This is a genomic window from Sporolactobacillus terrae DSM 11697 (assembly GCF_000648615.1).
GTDB lineage: Bacteria > Bacillota > Bacilli > Bacillales > Sporolactobacillaceae > Sporolactobacillus > Sporolactobacillus terrae.
The window spans coordinates 12,663-36,544 of sequence record NZ_JFZC01000042.1 but is presented as its reverse complement, the minus strand read 5'-3'; the positions used below and the strand labels follow the sequence as shown (position 1 = coordinate 36,544).

Below are 23,882 nucleotides of genomic sequence, written 5' to 3'. Positions count from 1 at the left end.
TTTAAGAATATTAGGTTTCATAAATAAAAGGTATCACAGTCATATTCACTGCGATACCCCCAAAATCATATACTTTCTTTACCTGTAAGAAAAACCGGGCAAAAAGCGCCCGGTCCCTAATCTCCAACCATGTGTGATGGGCTCGTGTCTTTTCAGCGCTGAATCGCCGCTTCGGTTACTCGCTTGCCGCGGGCGCACCGCGAGCCTCCTCAGACAAACAGAAATCTGCGGGGTCTCGCTGGCACGCATCAACAACGCGCGATCCCGCAGGCGCCAGAGTACCTCCGCTTTCGGTCAAGACACTGTGTTATCAGTTTGACTACATAACTTTCTTCCCTTACAAAAAAGATACCGCTTGTTATGCGGTATCTCCCGATCGTATGTGAAAGTTAATTAATCAAATAAATGCAGCTTACCGATTCGTTCAACGGCTTCGGTCAAGCGTTCCGGTTCGCTGAGCAGACCAATGCGCACGTAGTTTTCGCCGCCTTTTCCAAATCCGACTCCCGGTGCAAGCACGACATGGGCTTTGTCCAGCACATACTCGAAAAACGATTCGGAGGTGAAGCCTTTTGCAACCGGAAGCCAGCCAAAGAACGAGCCTTGGGACGGTACCGCATCCCAACCGATTTTCTTTGCCGCATCAAAAAAAGCATTGCGGCGCGTTTCGTAACGTTGAACCAGTTCACGCACGCAGTCTTGAGGCCCAAGCAGCGCTTTGGCACTGGCTTCCTGAATCGCGCCGAACAGACTTACAAAATAATGGTCCTGAAAAAGTTCGATCGCTTCAATAATGCTCTTGTTTCCAAGCGCAAAACCAACACGCCATCCGGCCATATTATAGGTTTTCGACAATGTGTAGGTTTCGATGCCGACTTCTTTTGCTCCCGGTGTTTGCAAGAAGCTGCGCGGCTTTTTGCCGTCAAACCCGAGCGCACCGTAAGCAAAGTCGTGCAGCACGCAGATGTTGTACTTTTCAGCAACCTTGACCGTCTCTTCAAAAAAGTCGGCCGGTGCGGTCGCACTGGTTGGATTGTTCGGATAATTCAAGAACATCAGCTTCGCTTTATCGAGAAGCGGGTCAGGCATTGAGGCATAATCCGGCAGGAAGGCATTTTCCGCGCGCAACGGCATGGTTTCCATATTTAGATTAGCCAGCGCAAAACCGGACAGATAATCCGGATAACCCGGATCCGGCATCAGAACCGTGTCGCCACTGTTCAGCATACATTCGCCGATTTCAACCAGCCCCGTTTTCGATCCGAACAAGATCGCAACCTCTGTCTTCGGGTCAATGGAAACGTCATACTCGCGCTTGTAAAAAGTCGCAATCGCTTCCTTTAAAAAGTCGTAGCCGCGAAACGGCGAGTATTTATGATAAAGCGGATTGGCTGCCGCTTCCTGCAGCGACTTTACAATATGCGGCGGGGTCGGCTGATCCGGATTGCCCTGTCCTAAATTAATCACATCGTAGCCCTTGGCAATTGCCGCATTAGTTTTTACAACCAGATCAGCAAAAAACTGTTTCGGCAAACGTTTCAATGCATCGGATTTTTCAAAGTAAACCATCTATTGTCACTTCCAAATCTTAATAATAAATTTTTTGTATGTAGTGAAAAACCTGACTATTGCAGTATCTCTATTTTCATCGATATTGCTGCATTTGTAAAGGCTTCTCATTGCATCCTCGCGTCGAAAAACGTACGTCGCAAACCGCAGCGCTTCTTAAATTATGACAAAGTCGTGGCCGATTGCAATAAAACAGATTTTTTTCATGAACAAAAACGATTTGGAAACAGGTATACTTGTGTTTGGCGGAAATGTGTATGCCGCGGTCACTAAAAAAAAGAAGGACATCAGAGAATGAACACAACCTATCAGCGATTTCAATTTTCTTTGCTCATTATTTCAGTTTTTATTACGGGAGCGGCCGAAGGTATGCTGCTCCCGCTCGTTTCATCGCTATTAGAACGAAGCGGGGTTTCATCAATTTGGAACGGTTTGGGCTCAACATCGCTTTACATCGGCATGCTGATCGCCATTCCGCTTATGGAAAAACCGATGCGTAAAGTCGGATACAAAATTTTTCTGATCGGCGGGCTTGCACTGATCACCTTGCCGCTCTTCCTTTTTCCAATTTGGATGAATCTCTGGTTCTGGTTCATGCTTCGCCTGTGTGTCGGCTTGGGAGACAGTATGCTCCATTTTGCCGCGCAGACTTGGATTACGATTGACAGCCCACTCAACCACCGCGGTCGCAATATCTCTTTTTACGGACTTGCGTTTGGCATTGGGGTTGCCGTCGGCCCGATGCTCGTCCGCCTCGTGGATTATGGAACCGCCGTCCCCTTTCTGACGAGCGGCATCTTTTGCACACTGGTCCTTTTTCTGCTTTTTCTGCTGAAAAATGAGTATCCTGAATGCATGGAGGACAAGTCTACGTCAAACAGCACGCTGTTCTCGCGTTATAAACGTGTACTTACGGCCGCCTGGTCCGGATTCATGGTTACGTTCGCATTCGGATTTCTGGAGACTTCTTTGAACAACAGTTTTCCAATCTTCGCGCTCCGGCACGGCTACGATTTAAATGCATTGTCTGTGCTGCTCCCGGCATTCGTCACCGGCGGTTTGATTACGCAGCTTCCGCTCGGCATGCTTGGCGATCGGTTGGGACGCAATCGCTTGTTGCCGGTCATCACATGCGTTGGAACGCTTGCCCTTTTTCTCACCGGCGTCCTCTGCGACTATTTTTACGGAATCTACTTCACCTTGCTGGCAGCAGGGTTGATGGTCGGCTCGCTTTATTCGATGAGCATGGGCTTTGTCAGCGATCTGCTCGATAAAACACAAATTCCGCTTGGCAACATCATTATGACAATCTGTTACAGCATCGGATCAATGATCGGACCGATCAGCGGAAACCTGATGATTAATATCATGCCAAACGGCGGCCTCTTTTACGGTGTCTCTTTCCTCTTGTTCCTCACTTCGATCAGCTGCACCGTACAAGCGATTCAACTTCATAGAAAAGGTTCAAGCTTCCAAAAAACAGCCGGAGTCTCAAACAAATGAGACTCTTTTTTTAATAAAAAAATGTAGGATTTGGGGAGTACTAATCTGTGATAGTCGCCATTTCTTCAATCCGTCCGTTCGAGACACGGCGCGCGTGAATCGCTCGGAGCGTCTCGGTTGATCGCAAACAGACGATAGCCCTACGCGCTTGCATGAACCTCTCTCCTTGCTGTTGCATAATCTATCAGAGCAGCAAAACCATTTGACGAAATGGTTCTTTTAGGGGGAATCGCTTGTGAAAAAGCACTTTATTATGCCTAACCTCTCAGCGGCAACCCACTGGATGAATCAAAAAACAAGCCGCGAGCAGCTTCTCGGTGCCCCGACACTCATCCACTTCTGGTCAATTCGTTGCGCCAAGTGTAAAAAGTCGTTCCCGGTTGTCACATCCATTCGTGAAAAATACAAAGGAAGGCTAAACGTTGTCGCTGTCCATATGCCGCTTTCGCCTGCTGATCTAGATGTCCGTGACGTGGCGCAAACAGCGGCGCAATACGCGCTGACCGAACCGATGCTCATCGATAACACTCGTCAGATTGCCGATCAGTTCGCCAATCGTTTCGTACCCGCCTACTACTTGTTTGCTCCTGATGGTCATCTGATTGAATACCACATGGGGGAACGCGGCGTCTACCGTATTGCAAGAACGATTGATGACTTGTTTCATCTGTGACCATTAAAATACAAAACAACGCATTTGCGCTTTATAAACCGGAGAAGCAAAAAGATCACAAAGCCAAGCACACTGCCGCCCGTATTCAATAAAATATCATCGATGTCAAAAATGCGTGCCGCGAAAAAGTACTGGCATGCTTCAATGAGCGCACTAATACTGAAAGCAAACAGTATCTGCCAGCCGAAGCGTCTTTTTGATGGAATAATGATCGACATCAGAAAACCAAGGGGAAGAAAAAGCAAGACATTGCCGAAGATATTTTTAACAATTAAAACGCTGCTACCGCTCCGCAGCATCAAACGAATACTGCTAAAAATCAGCAAATTACGTGAACGTCCGTATGTATAGTAATTGTGTGTGAACAACGTCACAAAAATTAGAAAGGTCAAATAGGCAATAAAAAGCATCCAAATCAACTTTTGTTTGTGTGTTTGCGCACCTTGCATGGCTTTTCCTCCTCTACTCATCATTATGTCTATTGAAAATGATCTATGTCTAAAATCCATCTATAAAAAATACTAGACAAAGCAGATGATCATGGCTACAATTTAAGTGAGTTAAATTAAAATGATTATAAACACATCAAACAATGCTGTCGCCTGAATTGGCGGCAGCATTGCGTGCTATTAGGGTAATTAACGATGATTCTTATTCTCATTTAAAAATTTAACACCTGCAAACCTTCACCAAATGGTTGCATCTTAAATAATTAATATTATTTAGTATTTATTTTATTTAAAAATAAAAGTAGTTTTTAAAGGGGCTGTTTTTTTATGATGCAAGAGGCAAAGCTCACAACTGCGCCAAACGGGCCGACTTACTTTGAGCGTGTACAAAACATTTACAGAAAGCACGGGGAACTGATCGCAGCACTTGCCGGTGGCCTTTTGACACTGAGCGCCTATCTGCTGGGCCTGTTGCAGGTGCCGCTTAGCTGGCTGCTCTATCCGGCAGCTTATGTCATCGGCGGCTTTTACAAATCGAAAGAAGGGATCATCGCCACCATTCGCACACGTCAATTAAACGTCGAGTTGTTGATGGTTACCGCTGCCATCGGTGCCGCCTGCATCAATCACTGGCTTGAGGGTGCGATCCTGATCTTCATCTTCGCATTGAGCGGCGCACTTGAGACCTATTCCACAGCCAAAAGCACGAACGCTCTGGCTGCTCTGATGAAACTGCAGCCTGAAGTCGCCCGTCTCATTGCGAACGGTCAGGAATCCATCTTGCCTGTCACGAAGATTTGTCCTGGAGATCAAATTCTGATTAAACCCGGGGAACGGATTCCATGCGATGCAGTAATTGTTACCGGGGAAACAACCGCTGATGAAGCAACCATGACCGGTGAATCAGTACCGGTATATAAGCAGGCTGGTGCTACGCTCATGGCCGGAACCATGAATCTAGACGGCAGTGTGATTGCCCGCGTCACAAAACGGAGCGAGGACGCTTTGTTCAGCAAGATTCTCGACCTTGTTCAATCGGCGCAAACGACAAAAGCACCGACTCAGTTATTTATTGAACGATTCGAACGCAGCTATGTCAAAGCTGTCTTGATTGCTGCTGCATTAATGCTTTTCGCGCCGCACTTCCTATTTGGATGGTCATGGGGCGAGACCGTCTACCGTGCCATGGTTCTGCTCGTTGTGGCTTCACCATGTGCACTCGTCGCCTCCACAACACCGGCAATTCTTTCCTCTATCGCTTACGGCGCACGCCGCGGCATCTTAATCAAGGGCGGTGTTCATCTGGAGCAGTTGGCCTCTGTTAAAGCAATTGCCTTTGATAAAACCGGAACATTGACAAAGGGGAGGCCGGAGGTTGCACGCTTCATAAACACGAGTACTTTGGACGACGTCGCGCTGATCAAACGGATTGCAGCAATTGAGAATCATTCGTCGCATCCGCTTGGTAAAGCAATCGTTTCTTATTCTGCAAGACTTTCGGGTCAATCCATGCTTCCTGAGGCAGAACGCGTCAAGGTGAAGCCTGGCTTCGGTGTTGTTGGCTGGGTTCACGGCACTGAATACCTGATCGGGAAAAAAGAAATGATGGACACAGACGCTTTAAAAGCATTTCATCAACTCGAGCAGCCTGCCATTATGCCCGATGACGAAACCGTCGTTTATATCGCTTCTGAAGGAAGAGTGATCGGCTGCCTCTCCTTAGTCGACCAAATCCGTGATTCGGCAAAAGAAGCGATCCGTACGCTGAAAAAATACGGCATCAAAACAGTTATGATCACCGGTGACAATGAAAAAACAGCTGCAGCCGTGCAGAAGGCATCCGGCGTCAGCAGCTATATTGCCAACTGTCTTCCTGAAAACAAAGCGATGGAAATTCAGAAGATGAATCAGGCTTACGGTCACGTCGCAATGTGCGGCGACGGCATTAACGATACTCCTGCTCTAGCTCAAGCATCGGTCGGCATCGCTATGGGCGCGGGAAATGATGCTGCACTGGAGACCGCTGACATCGTTTTGATGAAAAATGATTTAACCCGAATCGCAGATAGCGTTCGGCTGTCGCGGAAGATGAGCCGGATTGTCAAGATGAATATTGCTTTTGCCTTGACGATAATCGTTTTTCTTCTGGCAACCAATTTCCTTCAGTTCCTGACCATGCCGTTCGGTGTTGTCGGCCATGAAGGCAGCACCATCTTGGTCATCCTAAACGGTTTGCGTCTGTTGCGCGGATAACCGGAAAGCCCAAATAACAAGCGGGTCCAACTTATTATCGGTTGGGTCCGTTTTTCGCTTGCTTTTTTAATTGATAAAGGATTGCGTTAATCTGTCCGCCAAGGATGATCGTAATCGCCGTCAGATAAAACCATAGCATCAAAATAATAATTCCGCCCAGTGTCCCGTAGGTTGACGAATAGTTGCCAAAAGAGCGGACATAAAATGAAAAAAAGTAGGAAACAACCTGCCAACTGACGCCGGCAATCACAGAGCCAACCATCGCTTCCCGCATTTCCAGCTTCATATTTGGGCCAAGCCGGTAAAGAAAAGCAAAAATAACAATGATAACGCAAAAGGTGATGAGTGTGCTCAGCACCGACCACATTTCCGCAAAGGTATGCGAAATCCCCAGATAACTAAATAAACTGCGTGCCACTCCTGCAGAAACAACGTTAACCGCAAGGGTCATCGCAATGGCGAAAAGCATGGAGACCGTAAACCCCATGGCCAGCAGCCGTGTCAGAAAGAAGGGCCGTGTTTCTTCAACCTGGTAAGCACGATTCAAGATCCGCATTAACGCATTTACCGCACTTGACGCCGGCCAAAGCGTTGCAATCACGCCAATGGACAGCAGGCCGCCGCTCTTGGTAAAGACTGTATCTAGATTTTGGTCGATTAAACTGACGACTTCCTGCGGCAGATACATGCCCGCCAGCTCGATCAGATGCTCCTGGCTGACCCCTAGGTACGGGATCAAAGCGAACAGAAAAATAAACAGCGGAAAAAGCGACAACAAAAAGTAGTACGCCAATGTTGCCGCTAAATCCACTGTATGGTCTTCAATAAACCGTCTGCCCAATAACCGTGCAAAAAGAAATAGATCTCTGAACTTTAGTTTCCCCACCGTTCTCCATCTCCGGTCTCGTTTCCTCAAGGAATGGTGTTATGCGCGATGATCCGGCTTTTTACTTGTTCCGTTCGGGGCTGCTGAGTGCTTGTACTCCGCAGCGGAAACGGATGACGTGCGTTTGGACACATGAGGTATCGTTCCCGGATTCGGTACGGATGTCTCATTTTCCAGTCTCTGAATGGCCTCTGTTTCAGCACTGATCAGTTCAGGTTCCTGGTAATTAACCATATTTCTCCCTGATTGTCTAATCTTGCCTGCCATCTCAGCCAGCTCGCCGCCGACCTCCATCACATATTGATACGTATCGCCTGTACTCGTTCTCGCTTTTTCCACTTGATCGATCATATGTTGAAAATCATCAGAGACTTCCCGAACCATGCCCTTAAGCCGTGTGCCGGTTACTTGCATGTACTTGCCGACTTGATCGGGATGCTGATACATCGCACGAATCAAATTTCCGCAGTTGCTCGCGCTTGTCGCTAAACGCTGGCCCCAGACCGATCGTGTCTCGCGGCCGATCAGCGACAAACCACAGCCAACCATACCACCGATCAGCATGAATTTGCCCATGTGGCTTTTGCCATAAACACTCATCAGATTCTGCCTCCTCGCAGTGCTGTAATCCTTATTGGGATCACAACTTTAGTCTGCACACACGCGGGCATTAATATGAGGCACTTTGGCAAATGCTAAATAGTGGTGAAGGGATGCCGCTTATTTAATCAGCGTCTCAAGAATCCGGTCTGTTCCTCGATTAATCCGGTCAAAGACTTCGTCAAAACAGCCGGTATAGTACGGATCAGGAACATCCGGCTCTGGCTGATCATTTAGATAGGTCATAAAGCGGCGAATCTTCGCTTTATGATTAGTATTAGCCGCCAAACGGTGCAAATCCTGCTCATTTTGACGATCCATTGCAATGATCAAGTCAAAGGTTTGAAAATCGTCTGTCGAGATCTGTCGCGCGCGAATCTGATGATAGGGGATTGCCGCTTTTTTCAGCTCGCGCTGCGTCCCCTGATGCGGCGGCTCGCCGACATGCCAGTTCCCGGTCCCTGCTGAATCCACCGTGACTTTTTGAGCAAGATCTGTTGCTGCAATCTTAGCGCGCATCACGGCCTCAGCCATTGGTGATCGGCAAATATTGCCCAAACATACAAAAAGCAGACGCATTCGTTTTCGCTCCTTATTGTGTCTCCTTATATCATATCAGTTAAGCCAAGAAACGCCAAAGATTAAACCGCTGTCACTTATGCTACAATGAGAAAGGATCTAGAAAGAGGGTAAAAGAATGAACACGCTCAGTCAACAATGGGAACTCGACTCAATTTTTGCAGGCGGATCCGGATCAAAGCGTTTTCAGATATTTTTGAATGAACTGGAACAAGCGATCCAAGCCGTACGGAAACAATTAGAAGCGCAAAAAACGCCGTTTACACGTCAGGATGTCCAACCCTTTACCACACTGGTTGAACGCTATGAATCGTTATGCAAACATTTTAACGAAGCGGCGGCGTTCATTGAATGTTTGACCGCGCAAAACATTAAAGACCAAGCGGCAGCACAAGCAAACAATCGCATGCACAGCCTTGGCGCAGAACTCGATGCAGTGAACAGCTTATTTGAAACGGTATTAAGGCAAATTGCCGATGATGAGTTTCAGACCCTTATAAACGCACCTCAGCTTCGCGCCATTTCCTTTTCACTGAACGAAAAGCGGACGTTGTCCCATAAGAAACTCGAAGCGAATCAAGAACAACTGATCAGCGCATTGGCTGTTGACGGCTACCACGCTTGGGAAGATCTGTACTACCAGTTAATCGGTAAAATGGAGATCACCGTTGTGCATCATGGTAAAAAGGAACCAATGTCGGTCAGCCAAGCAAACAATCTGCTCAATGATGCTGATCGCAGTGTACGTCAGGCCGCCTTTCAGGCGCTGGAGTCCGCATGGTCGGATAGCGCCGACCTGTTTGCCGCCGCATTGAACCACATCGCTGGATTTCGAATCGCTGAATACCAAGCGCGCGGCTGGGATGATGTCCTTGATGAACCCTTGGACTATAATCGCATATCGAAGCAAACCCTGAACACGATGTGGGAAACGGTTACAGCCTATAAGCCAAAGCTCAGCGCATTTTTGAAACGGAAAGCGGCATTGCTGCATTTAAACAAGCTTAGTTGGTATGATATTGATGCGCCGCTTCAAACAAGCAGCGAGAAAATCAGCTATGAAGAAGCGGCATCCTTTATCGTGAAGCATTTCGCTTCATTTAATCCCAACATGGCGTCCTTTGCGAGAAACGCATTGGAAAACCGTTGGATTGAAGCGGAGAACCGGCCGAACAAACGTCCCGGCGGATTCTGTACCAGTTTTCCACTCTCCGGACAGTCCCGTATTTTCATGACATTCAACGGCAGCACATCCAACCGGTCAACGCTTGCCCACGAGCTGGGCCATGCCTACCATCAATCGCTGATGAATGATCTGCCTTACCTATCTCAAGACTATGCGATGAATGTTGCCGAAACAGCCTCAACATTTTCCGAGATGATTGTCAGCGACGCAGGTCAAGCCGCGGCCAAGACCAAGCAAGAACGGATCGCCTTTCTGTCCGATAAACTTGGGCGTAGCATCGCCTTGCTGATGAACATTCATGCACGCCTTTTGTTTGAAACACGTTTTTATGAAGCACGCAAAGCCGGTTCCGTCAGCGTTGATCGCTTGAATCAACTGATGACTGAAGCGCAGCGCGAAGCCTTTTGCAACCAGCTGGACACATACCATCCGACATTTTGGGCGTCTAAGCTGCACTTCTACATCACAAACTGGCCATTTTACAATTTTCCATATACGTTCGGCTATTTATTCAGCACAGGCATCTACGTCCAGGCACTTCAGGAAGGACCGGCATTTGCCAAAAAATACGATGCCCTGCTGCGCGATACCGGCCGTATGACGACCGAAACCCTTGCCAAACGTCATCTTGGCGCCGACCTAACAAAGCCAAAATTCTGGAGTACAGCCCTTGACTACATCATACGTGATGTCGATGAATTTTTGGCGCTGACCTCCAGTAACAATTGAGGGTTTCGCTTTAACTTTTACGGGTTTCGTTGATCCGTGTCTTCATGGTTTTGCATCAACGCTTTTGATGCTCAGCCAAGGCACCATTTTATGTCGAATGTGTAAAATCATGGTTTCGCTTTAAATTCGGGTTTTCGCTTAACTTTTGCGTTTTGTGATGATCGTTTTCATGCTGTCACCCTCGCTGGCTGGCAGCATGTATTATTTTGCAGCTTTTTCAGTGTTAGCCATGTCTCAAAATGGATCGTTGGATGGACCAATGCTCGGGTAGCGGTTTGCTGTTTCTTCGCCGGTAAATTTACATTAATCATGTCCATTTCCCCATCCGCTTTCAATTCAGTTATAATGGTCTATATATTTGGACGTAATGAGAGAGGAGCTGGAACTTTTGACAGTTAATAAAGAAAATCTCGTTCGGCGGATCAAGGTCGCCGCGCATAACGAACCGGCGGATCTCGTCATTAAAAATGGAAAAGTGATCGATGTGTTCAGCGGTCAATTGTTGGAAACGGACGTGGCGATTGCAGACGGCATGATCGTCGGACTCGGCGATTACGCGGCAAATGAAATCCTTGACGCGCAAGGCTGTTACATCTGCCCGGCATTGATTGACGCGCATGTCCATATTGAATCATCACTGCTGACGCCAGGCGCTTTCTCCGATGTTCTAGCGGCACGCGGCGTGACGGCAGCAATTACCGATCCTCATGAAATCGCAAACGTTCTCGGTGCGGACGGGATTCGCTTTATGCTCGAGCGCGCGAAAGAAAGCAGCATTGATCTATATGTCATGCTGCCTTCGTCAGTACCGGCAACTGCATTTGAACATAACGGTGCGACGCTTGAAGCGAACGATTTGGAGCCCTTATTTAACCATACACAGGTCCTTGGTCTTGCAGAAGTCATGGATTTTCCAGCTGTGTTAAATGCTGAACCGGAAATGGTGGATAAACTGGCCATGACCTTAAAACACAGCTGGCGCATCGATGGTCATGCTGCCGGACTGGATGCACAAGGAGTGAATATATACAAGGCTGCCGGCATTCGTACCGATCACGAATGTGTCTCAATCGATGAAGCAAAAGATCGGCTCGCACGCGGCATGTATGTGATGATCCGCCAAGGCACAGTCGCCAAAGATCTGCCGCAGCTCATTTCTCTAGTGAATGAAACCAATAGTCGCCGATTCCTGTTCTGTACTGATGACAAGTATCCGGACGACCTCATCTCTGAAGGCAGTGTCGATCATAATGTACGCATGGCGATCAAAAGCGGCTTGGATCCGATTACCTGCATCAAAATGGCATCGCTCAATCCAGCCGAGTGCTACGGATTTAGGGAAAAAGGTGCAGTTGCGCCCGGTTATGAAGCCAATTTTCTATTGCTTGATGATTTGGAACAATTTTCCATATCAAAGGTCTATGCGCATGGCAAGCGGATTGCTGAAAACGGTCAATCGGTTCACCATCATACCCATTCAGCAATAAAACCGCAGGCTCACCCACTGAAATGGCCGGCACTTGCTGCAGATGTGCTGGCTGTTCCGCTTGGTCCGTCACATAAAGCACATGTGATTGGCATTATTCCCAACAGTCTCGTCACCCGTAATCTTGTTGAGCAAGTTCCGGAGCAGAATGATCATTTTGTTTACTCCCCCAATCGTGATTATGTAAAAATGGCTGTCATCGAGCGCCATAAAGGATTGGGGACAGTTGGAACGGCGATTGTCAAAGGCTTCGGCATAAAATCCGGTGCAATCGCAACAACCATTGCCCATGATTCCCACAACCTCGTTGTTGCTGGTTGCAGTGATTCCGATATGATCGCCGCAGCCGAACATTTGAAAGCAATTGATGGGGGCATGGTTGTTGTTAACGATGGCAACGTTCTTGCTGAACTTGCGCTGCCGATTGCCGGACTCATGACCGATTCGCCGGCGGCGGAAGCAGCTTCTGCATTAAAAGAATTAAATGAAGCCGCGATTTCGCTCGGTGCTTCAGATTCATTCAATCCATTTTTGACACTCTCATTCTTAAGCCTGCCGGTCATTCCCGACCTGAAGCTGACCGATACCGGGTTGTTTGATGTTCGTGCATTTCAGCACATCTCTGTGCCCATTGATTGAGGAGGTTTATTCTTGACTGCTTTGCCTGAAACGTTTATAAAAAAAATGACTGCGCTTATGGGCAAAGATGAAGCCCGCGCATTTTTTGCGACATACGACCAAGATCGAGCCCTGGGCCTGAGGGTCAATCCATTAAAGATCAAGCCGCAACAGCTTCGCGCGCGGAGTGGTTTTCATCTGCAGCCCATCCCGTTCTGTTCCAATGGCTTTTACTATCAAGAAGAGGATGCGCCGGGCAAGCACCCGTACCATCAAGCGGGGCTCTATTACATTCAAGAGCCAAGTGCAATGTTTGTTGCCGATACATTAGCGCCGCAGCCTGATGAACGCGTTCTCGATCTTTGCGCCGCACCAGGGGGAAAATCAACACAATTAGCCGCCCGGATGGCGAACAGCGGCTTGTTGATTGCCAATGAGCCTTACTCGAAAAGGGCCAAAGCGCTCTCTGAAAACATTGAACGAATGGGGATCACCAACGCAGTCGTCACGAACGAAATGCCTGAACGATTAGCCGATTATTTCCCGGGCTATTTTGACAAAGTTCTCGTTGACGCACCATGCTCCGGTGAAGGCATGTTTCGCAAGGATCCGGAAGCTGCAACCTATTGGAGTCCTGCGCATGTCGCAGAATGTGCTGCGCTGCAGGAACACATTTTAGAGCATGCCTACATGATGCTTCGTGCTGAAGGAACGCTCGTGTACTCCACCTGTACCTTTGCGCCCGAAGAAGATGAACGCATGATCCACGTTTTATTGAAAAAACATCCCGACCTTGAGCTTTTGCCGATTGAAAAATATGCGGGTGTGTCGGATGGCCGTCCACAATGGGCGGATGATGATCAAACATTAACAAAAACCGCACGACTCTGGCCGCATTTGCTGCGCGGGGAAGGCCATTTTGTGGCAAAGCTGCGCAAACACGGTTCCGCATCATCGCGAAAGCAAAAAAAAGCAGTACCGGCTAAAGAAAATACATTAAATGATTATCGCACATTCGAAGCACAAACCCTGCGCGAGAAGTTAGCGGGTACCTTCGATTGGATCGGCCATCAACTTTTCCTTCTTCCGACCGCTTGTCCCGACTTAGGCAAGTTAAAAGTGATTCGGACAGGGCTGCATCTTGGCGAACAAAAAAAGAATCGTTTCGAACCGAACCATGCCTTGGCCTTGGCGCTGCGTTCGGATCAGTTTCAAAATCGCTATGCATTGTCGGCTACTGATCAACTGTGGAACAGCTATTTGCGCGGAGAGACCTTACCGCTTACGCGTACACTCAAAGGATGGACCGTTGTTACGATCGATGGCTATCCGCTAGGCTGGGGCAAAGCTGCCAGTGGCCAGTTAAAAAACAGTTATCCCAAAGGATTGCGACGCAGAGGCCTTAAATAAAGGAGGAGACAGACATGTCGCTATTGAAAAAAGGAGACGCCGTCGGACTGATTTCCTGTTCGGACGGCCTTCGCCAAGAAGATGCAATCCAGCTGCAAATGATCAGGCAGCAACTGATCAGCCTCGGTTTAACACCTATCGAAGCGAAAACGATTTTTCGACAAAACGGATCACCCTTTAGTGGTTCAGCGAAAGCACGTGCTTCAGAATTGATGCGCCTTTACCAATCGAATAAAATCAAAGCTATTTTCGACATCTCCGGCGGTGACAGTGCCAATCAAATCCTGCCCGATCTTGATTTTGAGATAATTCGTCGCGCAGCGATTCCCTTCGTCGGCATCAGCGATCTGTCGGTCATCAATAATGCCGTCTACGCATGCACCGATCAGCCCGCGTACCATTACCGGATTAAAAACTTAGCTGGAGCTTTTGCTGACCAGCAAAAAGGCGTGTTCCAAAAATCCTTTATGAGCGCCCATTCATTTTCAGATATTCCGCTGCACTGGCTGCGTGGTCATTCAATGAACGGTATCGTGATCGGCGGCAATATCCGCTGCTTTTTAAAGCTGGCGGGTACGCACTATTTTCCAAATCCAACCGATAAAATTCTGTTTTTGGAAGCTTTAGGCGGCGGTCCGGCACGGATGGCTTCTTTACTCGCACAGCTGGATCAGTTATCGGTATTTAAGCAATGCAGCGGCATCCTGCTTGGCACCTTCTCAGAAATGCAAGCCAAACCGTACACCCCGTTGATTGAGACGCTCGTCCTTGAAATTACCGATCGCTATCATTTGCCAGTGGCAAAAACCGAACAACTTGGTCATGGCGAAGATGCTCGCTGTCTGCCAATCGGTTTACCGCTTACACTGTAATTTTGAGAAAAACCGGGCAAAAAAAAGCCCGGTTTTTACTTCCGCAAGATGCGGTGACTTTCGCGTTGATACAGGACGTATGCGTACTTAGCGAAAGATTCCTTACACTTAGCAAAAGTTCCTTTGCTCCAAATACCGTTTTGAATCATCAACCTTGTGCGCGAACAGACATTTCTGTTTCATAATCATTTGGATCCTTTTTTACACCCAATGCAAGCGCTTACCCTATAAGTGAATAACCCCCTTGCTTTTTACACTTATCGCAGCATGATTTTTTCGTGGTTGAAGCTGCACTGCGGCGAATGTTTCCTTTTTTCAAAAATTGCATTAAACTATAACTATATATGTAAACGGTTTATCTAAAATCATCGGTTTGATTCAATTGAGGAGTGCGTGTTCATGACTTTGTTGCATCAGCAAATTACTTTCTGCAATTTTGACGGAACTTATACACAGCAGCAGAAGCTGCTTACTCGGCTACCGCATCGTTGGATTGATTTTTCACAGCTGCGCGGTACCCATTTATATTGCTCACCCGAGGCTTTTGCTTCGATCTGCGAACAAATGAACAAGATTCCCGATTGCGGGCTGACCTTCTGGGGCAGCGGAAATTATCATTACGCCACATTGGCACAACTTAGAAAGATTCAGCATCCCTTCACGCTTGTTTTATTCGACCATCATACCGACCTGCAGGAAGGAAGCATCGGCTCACTGCTTTCATGCGGTTCATGGGTACGGCATGCATTGTCTGAACTCACCCATTTGAAAAAAGTGATGATCATCGGTCCCGAGCCGGTACGTTCACGGGATGTCTCTCTTTCTGAACGCCATCTTGTCACCATTTTTCCGGAACGGGGTTTGCCTTCTGCGCATCGGCTCGCTGCACTGATTCCAACAGAAGCGATTTATATCAGTGTTGATAAAGATCTTTTATCCGAACGCGATGCGAAAACCAATTGGAGCCAAGGGACGCTGCCGATCAAAACACTAGTGCATTTGCTCGATCAGCTGATTGAATGCAAACAAATCGAAGGGCTTGATGTATGCGGCGAGTGGCCGGTACGCCCGCATCAGCGCTATAATCAGCAAATGTGCTCATGGATTCATCGGAACGAACGCAGCAATTGGGCAATTGCACAAGCCTTTATCCGGCATCAAGCGTTGCGAAAGCCTGTGCCGGTGTATCCTGTCACGGATTCGTCCAAACATGTGATGTAGGCGGTTGATCCAAAAAAGAACCGTTTTTCCCTACACAAACAAACCCGCGTATATTCCGTAAGGTCGGAATATACGCGGGTTCTTCATCGCCACAAAGCAGTTAGGCTAATACGTTCAGGCTTTCCCGGTTAAACGCCGGGATATCGTCAGGCGTACGGCTTGTCACAAGATTATGGCAGACAACAACTTCTTCATCTTTATAGTTAGCGCCGGCATTTTTCAAATCAACGGCAATCGATTTGTATCCGGTAATGTTGCGGTCTTTCACAGCGTCAGCTGTAATCAGCAGCTGCGGACCATGGCAAATCGCAAAAACCGCTTTATCGTCATCCATAAATGCCTTGGTGAACGCCACAAAGCGGTCATCATCACGAAGGTTGTCCGGTGAATAGCCGCCGGCAATCAGCAGCGCATCAAAGTCGCTTGGCTTTACGTCATCAATTGAAGCATCCGCTGTAACCTTTGCGCCATGTTTTCCGTGTATTGTCGCCCCTTTTGTTTTTCCAATTACAGTCACCGTGTGCCCAGCTTCTTTGTACGCCTTTGCTGGTTCGGTAAATTCAACGTCCTCGAAATCATCAGCAAGTACTGCAGCAATCTTTTTTGTCATGTAAAATCCTCCTTACCTTTTTCTTCAAATACCTTTTCCGCACCACAGGTCATTTATACAGCTGGAAAAGTTTTTCTTCACCTTTTATTATAGAAACGATCGAAAAGCAGCTGCAACAAATCTGCTTGCTTAGTACTTGCGGTACGCGTACGGCGACTTCGGCTTCTGCACCTGATGCCATGCATTCACCTTCAACACTGGAATCGTTTGTTTAAACGGTGAATAATACGTTTCAGACAATGTTCCTTGCGCGCGAATCCATGTATCATCCTTATACGTGACAGCATGTGGAAATTGAACCATCAATCCGAACACACCAGCATCGGCAATACAGTGGATAATGCCAAATCGGAACAGAAACAGCTGATTCTTTTGCAACGCATCGCCATGATAGACAAATCCCATTATCGAAATATGCTTATTGGTAAAATTACCTGGATAATTGTAGATCGCCTCAAGCGCGCGCAAATAATTATCATCATTCAGATCCAGCTGATTCAGCTGACTGTACTTCTCCATATCCTGCCGCAGCATCTTTTTATACGTGCTGCTCTCATAATATTGACTCGTGTCCGGTTTCAGAATCTGATGATTGGCATATTGATCCTTGTCATTGTCAATTTCAGCAAAGTGAAAACCTTTTGCACGGACAATGTTCGAGTCCAAGGTTGCAACCGGCAGGAACAAACCCGTTAAAATGGGGAAAATAACAAGCACATAAGTGACCGTTTTTTTCCACCATGTGTTGTTCTCATGACTGTGGTCATGACCGAAAAGCGCTTTTTCCGAGGTATGATGCTGCTTGCTGCCTTCCATGTTCCACTTCACCAGTTGATAGACCGCCATGAATCCGATAATGAAAATCATTAAAAAAGACAGATACCCATAGCGCATATTGATGTATTTACTGATGTCGCCAGTTAAATGCAAGTGAAGGAAAAGATAGGCAAAACCAAAGAGTATCAGAAAACGAATCATAACCATCCTCCTGAAATCAGCAAGGCGCCGACAAAAACGCAGACAAAGATGCAGCCAATCAGTGCGGCGACGAACTTCTTTTTAAACGTGGAAAGCATCATGATCAGATTCTTAATGTCCACCATTGCACCAAAGACCAGAAATGCGGTCAGCGGTCCCGGCGGAAACATACTGCGAAATGATGAAGCGACAAATGCGTCTGCCTCGGAACAAAGTGACATGATAAACGCCAGCACCATCATAATCAGAATCGCAGTCACCGGCGTATTGGCAAACGACAGCAGTACACTCTGCTTAATATAGGTCTGCATCGCGGCAGCAATCAACGCGCCGAAAACAAGATACTTGCCCACCGAAAAGAACTCATCAACGGCATGATCCATCGTTCCTTTAAAGCGATCGAAAAAGGTAATGCGGCGCGCCGGCTGATTCGCTTCATGATGATGATAGTGGCTAACCTTCTTGTCCACATAGTCGCGGAGCTGATCTTCCGGGAACAAATAGGAGACAAGCAGACCAACGGCAATCGATACTGCAAATGCAAGTCCGGCGCGATAGAAGACCATTTGCCAACTGCTTCCGAAAGCAATATAGGTTGCAAACAGGACGACTGGATTGATAATCGGGCCGGCCAACATAAAGGCAATTGCTGCCTGCAGCGGCACCTTTTTCCGCACCAGCCGCTCGGTAATTGGTACAATACCGCATTCGCATGCCGGGAACAGCGAGCCCATACACGTCCCGAACACAACCGAACCGAAGCGGTTTTTCGGAATAATGCGTGCAAGCAGCGCTTCGGAAACAAACATTTGGATGATTGCCGAAATAAAAACACCAATAATAATGAAAGGAACCGCTTCAATAATAATGCTGATAAAAATCGTATTTAACTGCAAAAATGAATCCGTGAACACACGATCACTCCGATCACATTCCCATTGATAGAATAACTATTCGATAAAGTGGGGGCTAACACGACACATGCTTCAAGACCTCTTAAAGTCTACCACCACATTTTGGATCTGACAAAACACAGAGGCGCGCGAATCACGAAAAAATCATTGACTAAAAAAAATTCAAGAAAACACTTGAGATTGACGTAACGTTAAGGCGTAGTATAAACCCTGTCAGGAGGCATTCTTAAATGAACTATACAATTAAACAACTGAGCGATTTAGCCGGCGTTAGTACCCGTACACTGCGCTATTACGATCAAATTGATCTGCTGAAACCGGAGCGAATCAATCCATCCGGCTATCGGGTGTACGGGCCGAAACAAGTTGATCTGCTGCAGCAGATTCTCTTTTATCGCGAACTCGCGTTCAGTCTGAAAGAGATTCGTTCACTCTTGAAGTCGCCGAACTTTAATCTCAGAGATGCTCTCACTGATCATCACAAGAAACTGATTGCGAAGAAACAGCATCTGGAACAGCTGATCCGAACGGTTGAACAGACGCTTGCCGCACAAAAAGGAGCGATGCAGATGACCGATCAAGAAAAGTTTGAAGCGTTCAAGAAAGAAAAGTTAGCAGAAAATGAGCGTCAATATGGTAAAGAAATTCGTGAAAACTATGGTAAGAAGACGATTGAAAAAGCGAATAAACAATTTGCTGGTTTAAGCCAGACAGACTATGAAAAAACACAAGCGATTGAAAAAGAAATGTTCGAGAACTTGCGCGCAGCGATGCAGCTTAACGACCCAGCCAGCACGGCTGCGCAAAAGGCCGCAGCGCTTCATCGGCAGTGGCTGTTCTTTTTCTGGCCAGAGGGAACCTATTCAAAAGAAGCGCATGCAGGGCTCGCACAAATGTATGTGGATGATCCGCGTTTCACCAGTTATTACGACACCCGTCTTGCAAACGGAGCTGCAAAAATGCTGCGCGATGCAGTGAACATCTACACGCAACAAAACTAAAAAAGAGGCTTGGACACTCTAACGAGAGCCAAGCCTCTTTTTGCATTAGGGGTTAATCGGAGAAATCTTGAGTAAAGAATGCCCAACCGTCTGAGCTGCCATTCTTCTGACCATAAATGACACCAACACCAATGTATTTATAGTCAGGTTTTAAAATATTGGCACGATGCTCCGGCGAATTCATCCAGCCATCCATGGTCGCCTGTGCACTCCAAATCTGATCCCATCCGAATGTTGCTAAATCGCCTTTGGCATAGGCAACATTCTGTCCGGCAACCGTTGTCCGCGAAAAATTCATCATGCCATGGCTCATCGCACCGTTCGCGAATTGCCCTGAGCTCCACTGACGTGCAGCATTCGTCAATTCCGCTTTCACTTGCAAGCTGCCGAGGCCATTCTGCGTGCGCACTTGATTGACGAGACCTACAATCTGCTGTTCAACCGATGGGTTATCTTGTGCTGATGCAGGTTGCGCTTGAGGCTGGGGGTGAGGTTGAGCAGCAACAGGTTTTGCGGCCGCTGCTGCCTGGCTTGCAACTGGAGTAGGCTTGCTTTGCTGATGAACCGCGTGATGCGCTTGTTTTGCATTTGTCTTTTTTGGTTGATCGACCGTTTTCTTATTTATTCGTTTCGCTGTTTTTCTTGCAGCGCTCTGCTTCGGAGCGGTTTTCTTTTTCACTGTTTTCTTTGCAGCTTTTGGCGTTGCTTTCTTCTTTGCCACTTTTTTCACAGCCTTCGTTTTTTTCGCTGCTTTTTTTGTGGTTGCTTTCTTGGTTGCTTTCTTTGCAGGATCAGTCTTTTTTTCTGCTTTAGGCGACTGCTTCGTTTGCAGATGTGATTTGCTTATTGATGCATGGGCTGATTTTAAAGAAACGATGTCTGCATTTGACGAGATGAAAAAGATAAGAAAAAGGACGAGTAAACCCGATACAGCATACTTAAAAAAACGCATAAAAAAACCTCTCTTCATTTACGTTTGATCATCAAATACGGCAGCCCAGCCATCTTAGCGATTTCTCACCTTAGACCTGAAGCTTTGCGTCACTGCTTTTCAACAGTTTTGCCCTTTAGAAAACAGATGCATTTCTAAAGTATTCAATTGACATGATGCTCTCAAACTCTTTGTTTTTTAATTCAATCGGGTGTGTACGCGGACGCATCACGCTTTGTTTTCAATTTGCTGTTGCATTTTTTTACTGAGCGAACGCAACACGAGCGAATAGCTTTGATCAAGCATGCTTTTTAGAAGTTCCTCCGACACATCGGCATCCAAGTATAAGGAATTCCAGTGCGTTTTGTTCATGTAGTAGCCAGGAACAATCGCATCGTATTCCTCTCGAAGACGCGCGCCGAACTCAGGAAGCAGCTTCACCGTTATGATCGGCTGCCCGTTTTTATCTCCGCCACGCATGGCAAACATTTTGCCGCCGATCATCGCGCGCGTCGCTTGCCATTCCTGCTTATAGTCTTGTTTGGCCCCTTTTTTCCCTAGACAATAAGCATCAATCCAATCCGTTCTCATCGCGCGCCTCCGCTAGAAAATTTGTCCCTCATCATAAGTTATCGGCAATCTGCGTTATTTTTTCACACCATCAGGGCGCCAAGCAGATGATTATTCTCTTAATATTCTGGGTGCTATACTTACTGTGAATGAAATTTCGAGGAGGTCCTTTATGTGCAAAAATGGTTTCATGCAGCTAGTATCACTCCACTTCTCCTTCTCGCCGCTTGCGGCGGCGGACAAGCGGCTTCCGACAGCACGAGCTCATCCGCATCCAAGTCGCAGAATACAAAGGTTGTGCAGCAGGATCAATCATCAGGATCGCGTACGAAGGGTTCACAAAAATTTGTCAAGGTTCAGACCTTCACCTTCAAAGATGACGGAACGATTCCCAACAATCCCTATTTTCAAGTGCTGATTTATCCTGGCGCTTTCAAAGGTCGAACGGATCAGATCGTGAACACATTCAAAAAGAATAATTGGGGCAACAACTGGGTGGACGGCGTCTTTCCGTATCACCACTTTCACAGTACCTCGCATGAAGTCCTTGGTGTAATTTCCGGGGAGGCAACACTTAGACTCGGCGGTGAACAAGGGAAAGATTTCAAAGTGAAAGCCGGCGATGTCGTTGTGCTTCCGGCAGGCACTGGTCATAAGCGCCTTTCGGCAAGCAATGATTTTTCAATAGCCGGCGGCTACCCGGATGGGCGCGACTATGATCTGCAAACGAAGGAAAGTCCGCAATATAAAGAAAACATCAGTAAGGTGGGAAAAGCGAAACAGGACCCGGTTTATGGAGAACAAGGGCCGCTGCTGTCCATTTGGAAAAAGCGTTGAGGGTGAACGACCCCCACTTAATGCTTTAGAGCGTTTGAAGAAGTTAAAAGCGAAACTTATGGAAAATACGATCGCGATAGCGTCGAAACACGGATGAGTGCCGCAGAGTTCGTTTCTCCATTAACTGATTAAATTTAAGCCGCTTATAGCGAAGCTCCTGCGTAAGCTTCGCACGTTCTTTTTCGTCCTCACAGCATTTAAGCAGATCGCTAAGCGTCACCATTTCTTTTCTGATCTGCAGCTCTTCAGGCAGCATCCCCGCATTTTTCAGCAATGTATAACCGGCACGCAGTTCTTTAGGCACAGCCGACAGATCTTCAAGAAGCAGCGGCTTTCCTTTGCCGGGAAGATGATCGAAGGCCCCTTGCTTCAAGCCTTCTTGTATTTTTTCTTCGGCCATCGATTCAATAATGCCCATGAGCTTCACTCCTTATTTTCGGCCCTCTTTTCATGGCCTGCTTCTGAGAAAAATAGGGTTAGCGCGTCTTTTGCAGGACCGTCGATCACCTCGCCATTCGCCTTGAAGCGCGAGCCATGGCACGGACAATCCCAAGATTTCTCGCCTTGATTCCAGTTTACTTCGCACCCCAAATGCGGGCAAGTGGTATCAACAACGGTTAATTCACCCTTCCCGTTTCGATAGGCGCCAACGCGCTCCCCATGCAACTCGGCGATGACCGCTTGATCGTTTTGCAGGTGTTCATTCAACGGTGCGGGTCTGCTCAGCTTCCCTTTAATCAGTTGCCCGGCAACCTGCAGATTTTCCGCAAGAAAGCTTGCGAGCATTGGCGTTGCCTCAAATCGGGATGGGCTGAAGAGTGCTTCATAAGGATTTTCGCGTCCAAGTACGAGATCGGTAAGCAGTTGAGCAGCGAGGGTACCCGTTGTCATGCCCCACTTATGAAAACCTGCTGCAACAAGAATATGCGGGCTGTTTTTTGTAATCCGACCGATATAAGGGACTTGATCAAGGGTAGTAAAGTCTTGAGCCGACCAGTGGGCAACAATCTTTGTCTGCCCAAACTGCTGCTTGGCAAAAGAAGCGAGCTGTTCATAGTGATGTTCCATTGATTCGCCGCGGCCGGTTTTATGATTTTCACCGCCAATCAAGAGATAATTCTTTTGATTAAGATGCAGCCCGCGAATCGAACGTTTCGGATTTCCGGCGCTTAGATACATGCCGCCCGGCAGCGCGCGGTCTGTTTCGCAGGCAAGCAGATAGGAGCGCTCGGCGAACATACGTGCAAAATAGAAACGGTGATCGTAAAAAGGAAAGTGAGAACAAATCAGTACATCCCGGCAGTTGATCGTGAAACCTTGCTTTGTCTTCACGCGCCGTTCCTTTTCTGTTTCTTCGATTGTCTCTGCCAACGTCTCTTCAAAAATCGCCACATTCATTTTTACGAGTTCAGCAATCAATTCGTGCAGATACATAAGCGGATGGAACTGTGCCTGACCTGGCATAATCAGTGCATTTTTCACTTTAAAAGGAAGCGCGGCTGAATCCTTTAAGCTGCTGAGTATGCCAAGTCGATCATAGGCCTTCTTCTCCTTCTCAACCGCTTTCGCCTCTTGATCATTTGTCGCGTAAATCAGAGACGGTTGAATCTCAAAATCACAGTGCAGACCATTTTCCTTTATATGGCTGCCAATCCAATGCAGCCCTTCTTTGTTCGCTTGGTAATAGAGTGCTGCATTTTCTTCGCCAAGACTTCGAATGAGATGATCATAGATCAATCCGTGCTGTGCCGAAATTTTTGCTGTGGTGTAACCCGTTGTCCCGCTTGTCAGTTTATTGGCGTCAATCAAGGTTACCGAGACGCCGCGTTTGGCGAGCATATAGGCTGCAGTAATTCCTGTGATGCCCGCACCCACAACCAATACATCGGTTGTGTGATCCTCCTTAAGTGGATTGAAAGTTGGCAAGTGCACCGTATCACGCCAGATTGATAACGTCTCTTCTGAGAAGCTGCTGTTCTGCTGTTCTGTCATTCGGATCATCCATCC

At 47.4% G+C, this 23,882-nt stretch carries 23 protein-coding genes and 1 riboswitch; of the genes, 10 read left to right on the top strand and 13 right to left on the bottom strand.

Features of this window, described 5'->3' with window-relative positions:
* Positions 1 to 393 precede the first annotated feature (393 nt).
* Positions 394 to 1,569, bottom strand: a complete 1,176-nt coding sequence (locus AA84_RS0109595) for a pyridoxal phosphate-dependent aminotransferase (RefSeq protein ID WP_028977015.1) — start codon at positions 1,567 to 1,569, stop codon at positions 394 to 396.
* A 294-nt stretch (positions 1,570 to 1,863) separates the two neighbouring features.
* Here AA84_RS0109595 and AA84_RS0109585 point away from each other — a divergent pair, with 294 nt between their 5' ends.
* Both AA84_RS0109585 and AA84_RS0109580 read left to right on the top strand, forming a co-directional pair.
* Entirely contained in the window at positions 1,864 to 3,072 is a 1,209-nt protein-coding gene (locus tag AA84_RS0109585; protein ID WP_028977014.1) for an MFS transporter, read from the top strand.
* 235 nt (positions 3,073 to 3,307) lie between these two features.
* A complete protein-coding gene (locus tag AA84_RS0109580; RefSeq protein WP_028977013.1) occupies positions 3,308 to 3,745 on the top strand; it encodes a TlpA family protein disulfide reductase in 438 nt (145 codons plus the stop codon).
* Here the strand turns inward: AA84_RS0109580 and AA84_RS0109575 are convergent.
* On the bottom strand, positions 3,736 to 4,194 hold the full coding sequence (locus tag AA84_RS0109575; RefSeq protein WP_028977012.1) for a VanZ family protein: 459 nt from the start codon (positions 4,192 to 4,194) through the stop codon (positions 3,736 to 3,738). The genes AA84_RS0109580 and AA84_RS0109575 overlap by 10 nt on opposite strands.
* Before the next feature lie 327 nt (positions 4,195 to 4,521).
* On the opposite strand from AA84_RS0109575, the gene AA84_RS0109570 reads away from it, so the two are divergent.
* Complete coding sequence (locus tag AA84_RS0109570; RefSeq protein WP_028977011.1) at positions 4,522 to 6,447, top strand: heavy metal translocating P-type ATPase; 1,926 nt, start codon at positions 4,522 to 4,524, stop codon at positions 6,445 to 6,447.
* A gap of 34 nt (positions 6,448 to 6,481) precedes the next feature.
* Here the strand turns inward: AA84_RS0109570 and AA84_RS0109565 are convergent, their stop codons facing one another.
* The 3 genes from AA84_RS0109565 to AA84_RS0109555 form a co-directional block, all read right to left on the bottom strand.
* Positions 6,482 to 7,333, bottom strand: a complete 852-nt coding sequence (locus AA84_RS0109565; RefSeq protein ID WP_028977010.1) for a YihY/virulence factor BrkB family protein — start codon at positions 7,331 to 7,333, stop codon at positions 6,482 to 6,484.
* 39 nt (positions 7,334 to 7,372) lie between these two features.
* A complete protein-coding gene (locus tag AA84_RS0109560) occupies positions 7,373 to 7,933 on the bottom strand; it encodes a hypothetical protein (RefSeq protein WP_028977009.1) in 561 nt (186 codons plus the stop codon).
* A 120-nt stretch (positions 7,934 to 8,053) separates the two neighbouring features.
* Positions 8,054 to 8,512: a low molecular weight protein-tyrosine-phosphatase gene (locus tag AA84_RS0109555; RefSeq protein ID WP_028977008.1), complete on the bottom strand. Its 459-nt coding sequence runs from the start codon at positions 8,510 to 8,512 to the stop codon at positions 8,054 to 8,056.
* Between the two features lie 118 nt (positions 8,513 to 8,630).
* Here AA84_RS0109555 and AA84_RS0109550 point away from each other — a divergent pair, with 118 nt between their 5' ends.
* Positions 8,631 to 10,427 carry a M3 family oligoendopeptidase gene (locus AA84_RS0109550; protein ID WP_028977007.1) on the top strand — a complete coding sequence of 599 codons (1,797 nt, stop codon included), beginning with the start codon at positions 8,631 to 8,633 and terminating at the stop codon, positions 10,425 to 10,427.
* A 167-nt stretch (positions 10,428 to 10,594) separates the two neighbouring features.
* Here AA84_RS0109550 and AA84_RS19015 read toward each other — a convergent pair whose 3' ends face one another.
* Positions 10,595 to 10,738, bottom strand: a complete 144-nt coding sequence (locus tag AA84_RS19015) for a hypothetical protein (RefSeq protein ID WP_160168714.1) — start codon at positions 10,736 to 10,738, stop codon at positions 10,595 to 10,597.
* Positions 10,739 to 10,794: 56 nt separating this feature from the next.
* Here AA84_RS19015 and ade point away from each other — a divergent pair, with 56 nt between their 5' ends.
* From ade to AA84_RS0109530, 4 genes are all read left to right on the top strand, one after another.
* Entirely contained in the window at positions 10,795 to 12,552 is a 1,758-nt protein-coding gene (gene ade, locus AA84_RS0109545) for an adenine deaminase (RefSeq protein ID WP_051577920.1), read from the top strand.
* A gap of 12 nt (positions 12,553 to 12,564) precedes the next feature.
* Positions 12,565 to 13,941, top strand: coding sequence for an RsmF rRNA methyltransferase first C-terminal domain-containing protein (locus tag AA84_RS0109540; RefSeq protein ID WP_028977005.1), 1,377 nt, complete (start codon positions 12,565 to 12,567; stop codon positions 13,939 to 13,941).
* A gap of 14 nt (positions 13,942 to 13,955) precedes the next feature.
* The gene (locus AA84_RS0109535) at positions 13,956 to 14,813 is read left to right on the top strand and encodes an LD-carboxypeptidase (protein ID WP_028977004.1); all 858 of its coding nucleotides are present in this window, start codon (positions 13,956 to 13,958) and stop codon (positions 14,811 to 14,813) included.
* A gap of 399 nt (positions 14,814 to 15,212) precedes the next feature.
* The gene (locus AA84_RS0109530) at positions 15,213 to 16,034 is read left to right on the top strand and encodes an arginase family protein (protein WP_028977003.1); all 822 of its coding nucleotides are present in this window, start codon (positions 15,213 to 15,215) and stop codon (positions 16,032 to 16,034) included.
* Between the two features lie 100 nt (positions 16,035 to 16,134).
* Here the strand turns inward: AA84_RS0109530 and AA84_RS0109525 are convergent, their stop codons facing one another.
* From AA84_RS0109525 to AA84_RS0109515, 3 genes are all read right to left on the bottom strand, one after another.
* Complete coding sequence (locus tag AA84_RS0109525; RefSeq protein WP_028977002.1) at positions 16,135 to 16,644, bottom strand: type 1 glutamine amidotransferase domain-containing protein; 510 nt, start codon at positions 16,642 to 16,644, stop codon at positions 16,135 to 16,137.
* Between the two features lie 129 nt (positions 16,645 to 16,773).
* Positions 16,774 to 17,622, bottom strand: a complete 849-nt coding sequence (locus tag AA84_RS0109520; protein ID WP_028977001.1) for a TIGR03943 family putative permease subunit — start codon at positions 17,620 to 17,622, stop codon at positions 16,774 to 16,776.
* Positions 17,619 to 18,536 (bottom strand): permease, encoded by a 918-nt coding sequence (locus tag AA84_RS0109515; protein ID WP_028977000.1) that lies wholly within the window; start codon positions 18,534 to 18,536, stop codon positions 17,619 to 17,621. Before AA84_RS0109515 ends, AA84_RS0109520 begins: the two co-directional genes overlap by 4 nt.
* Positions 18,537 to 18,766: 230 nt before the next feature.
* Here AA84_RS0109515 and AA84_RS0109510 point away from each other — a divergent pair, with 230 nt between their 5' ends.
* On the top strand, positions 18,767 to 19,537 hold the full coding sequence (locus AA84_RS0109510) for a MerR family transcriptional regulator (RefSeq protein WP_028976999.1): 771 nt from the start codon (positions 18,767 to 18,769) through the stop codon (positions 19,535 to 19,537).
* Positions 19,538 to 19,589: 52 nt separating this feature from the next.
* Here AA84_RS0109510 and AA84_RS18390 read toward each other — a convergent pair whose 3' ends face one another.
* Together AA84_RS18390 and AA84_RS0109500 are read right to left on the bottom strand one after the other, a co-directional pair.
* Positions 19,590 to 20,489, bottom strand: a complete 900-nt coding sequence (locus AA84_RS18390) for a CAP domain-containing protein (protein WP_028976998.1) — start codon at positions 20,487 to 20,489, stop codon at positions 19,590 to 19,592.
* Positions 20,490 to 20,525: 36 nt separating this feature from the next.
* Positions 20,526 to 20,612: riboswitch (cyclic di-GMP riboswitch) on the bottom strand.
* Between the two features lie 84 nt (positions 20,613 to 20,696).
* Entirely contained in the window at positions 20,697 to 21,059 is a 363-nt protein-coding gene (locus tag AA84_RS0109500) for an MmcQ/YjbR family DNA-binding protein (RefSeq protein WP_028976997.1), read from the bottom strand.
* Positions 21,060 to 21,212: 153 nt separating this feature from the next.
* Here AA84_RS0109500 and AA84_RS0109495 point away from each other — a divergent pair, with 153 nt between their 5' ends.
* Positions 21,213 to 21,875, top strand: coding sequence for a cupin domain-containing protein (locus AA84_RS0109495; protein ID WP_028976996.1), 663 nt, complete (start codon positions 21,213 to 21,215; stop codon positions 21,873 to 21,875).
* Between the two features lie 43 nt (positions 21,876 to 21,918).
* Here AA84_RS0109495 and AA84_RS0109490 read toward each other — a convergent pair whose 3' ends face one another.
* Positions 21,919 to 22,293, bottom strand: a complete 375-nt coding sequence (locus AA84_RS0109490; protein ID WP_028976995.1) for a DnaJ family domain-containing protein — start codon at positions 22,291 to 22,293, stop codon at positions 21,919 to 21,921.
* Between the two features lie 5 nt (positions 22,294 to 22,298).
* Complete coding sequence (locus tag AA84_RS17570; protein ID WP_051577919.1) at positions 22,299 to 23,867, bottom strand: FAD-dependent oxidoreductase; 1,569 nt, start codon at positions 23,865 to 23,867, stop codon at positions 22,299 to 22,301.
* Positions 23,868 to 23,882: the final 15 nt, after the last annotated feature.

Bases quoted from the DNA above. Each gene is read 5' to 3' on its own strand.
- AA84_RS0109490 (WP_028976995.1), bottom strand. From the start codon at position 22,293: ATGGGCATTATTGAATCGATGGCCGAAGAAAAAATACAAGAAGGCTTG.
- AA84_RS0109525 (WP_028977002.1), bottom strand. From the start codon at position 16,644: ATGACAAAAAAGATTGCTGCAGTACTTGCTGATGATTTCGAGGACGTT.
- AA84_RS19015 (WP_160168714.1), bottom strand. From the start codon at position 10,738: ATGATTAATGTAAATTTACCGGCGAAGAAACAGCAAACCGCTACCCGA.
- AA84_RS18390 (WP_028976998.1), bottom strand. From the start codon at position 20,489: ATGCGTTTTTTTAAGTATGCTGTATCGGGTTTACTCGTCCTTTTTCTT.
- AA84_RS17570 (WP_051577919.1), bottom strand. From the start codon at position 23,867: ATGACAGAACAGCAGAACAGCAGCTTCTCAGAAGAGACGTTATCAATC.
- AA84_RS0109510 (WP_028976999.1), top strand. From the start codon at position 18,767: ATGAACTATACAATTAAACAACTGAGCGATTTAGCCGGCGTTAGTACC.
- AA84_RS0109520 (WP_028977001.1), bottom strand. From the start codon at position 17,622: ATGATTCGTTTTCTGATACTCTTTGGTTTTGCCTATCTTTTCCTTCAC.
- AA84_RS0109595 (WP_028977015.1), bottom strand. From the start codon at position 1,569: ATGGTTTACTTTGAAAAATCCGATGCATTGAAACGTTTGCCGAAACAG.
- AA84_RS0109550 (WP_028977007.1), top strand. From the start codon at position 8,631: ATGAACACGCTCAGTCAACAATGGGAACTCGACTCAATTTTTGCAGGC.
- AA84_RS0109570 (WP_028977011.1), top strand. From the start codon at position 4,522: ATGATGCAAGAGGCAAAGCTCACAACTGCGCCAAACGGGCCGACTTAC.
- AA84_RS0109500 (WP_028976997.1), bottom strand. From the start codon at position 21,059: ATGAGAACGGATTGGATTGATGCTTATTGTCTAGGGAAAAAAGGGGCC.
- AA84_RS0109560 (WP_028977009.1), bottom strand. From the start codon at position 7,933: ATGAGTGTTTATGGCAAAAGCCACATGGGCAAATTCATGCTGATCGGT.
- ade (WP_051577920.1), top strand. From the start codon at position 10,795: ATGAGAGAGGAGCTGGAACTTTTGACAGTTAATAAAGAAAATCTCGTT.
- AA84_RS0109530 (WP_028977003.1), top strand. From the start codon at position 15,213: ATGACTTTGTTGCATCAGCAAATTACTTTCTGCAATTTTGACGGAACT.
- AA84_RS0109585 (WP_028977014.1), top strand. From the start codon at position 1,864: ATGAACACAACCTATCAGCGATTTCAATTTTCTTTGCTCATTATTTCA.
- AA84_RS0109575 (WP_028977012.1), bottom strand. From the start codon at position 4,194: ATGCAAGGTGCGCAAACACACAAACAAAAGTTGATTTGGATGCTTTTT.
- AA84_RS0109555 (WP_028977008.1), bottom strand. From the start codon at position 8,512: ATGCGTCTGCTTTTTGTATGTTTGGGCAATATTTGCCGATCACCAATG.
- AA84_RS0109535 (WP_028977004.1), top strand. From the start codon at position 13,956: ATGTCGCTATTGAAAAAAGGAGACGCCGTCGGACTGATTTCCTGTTCG.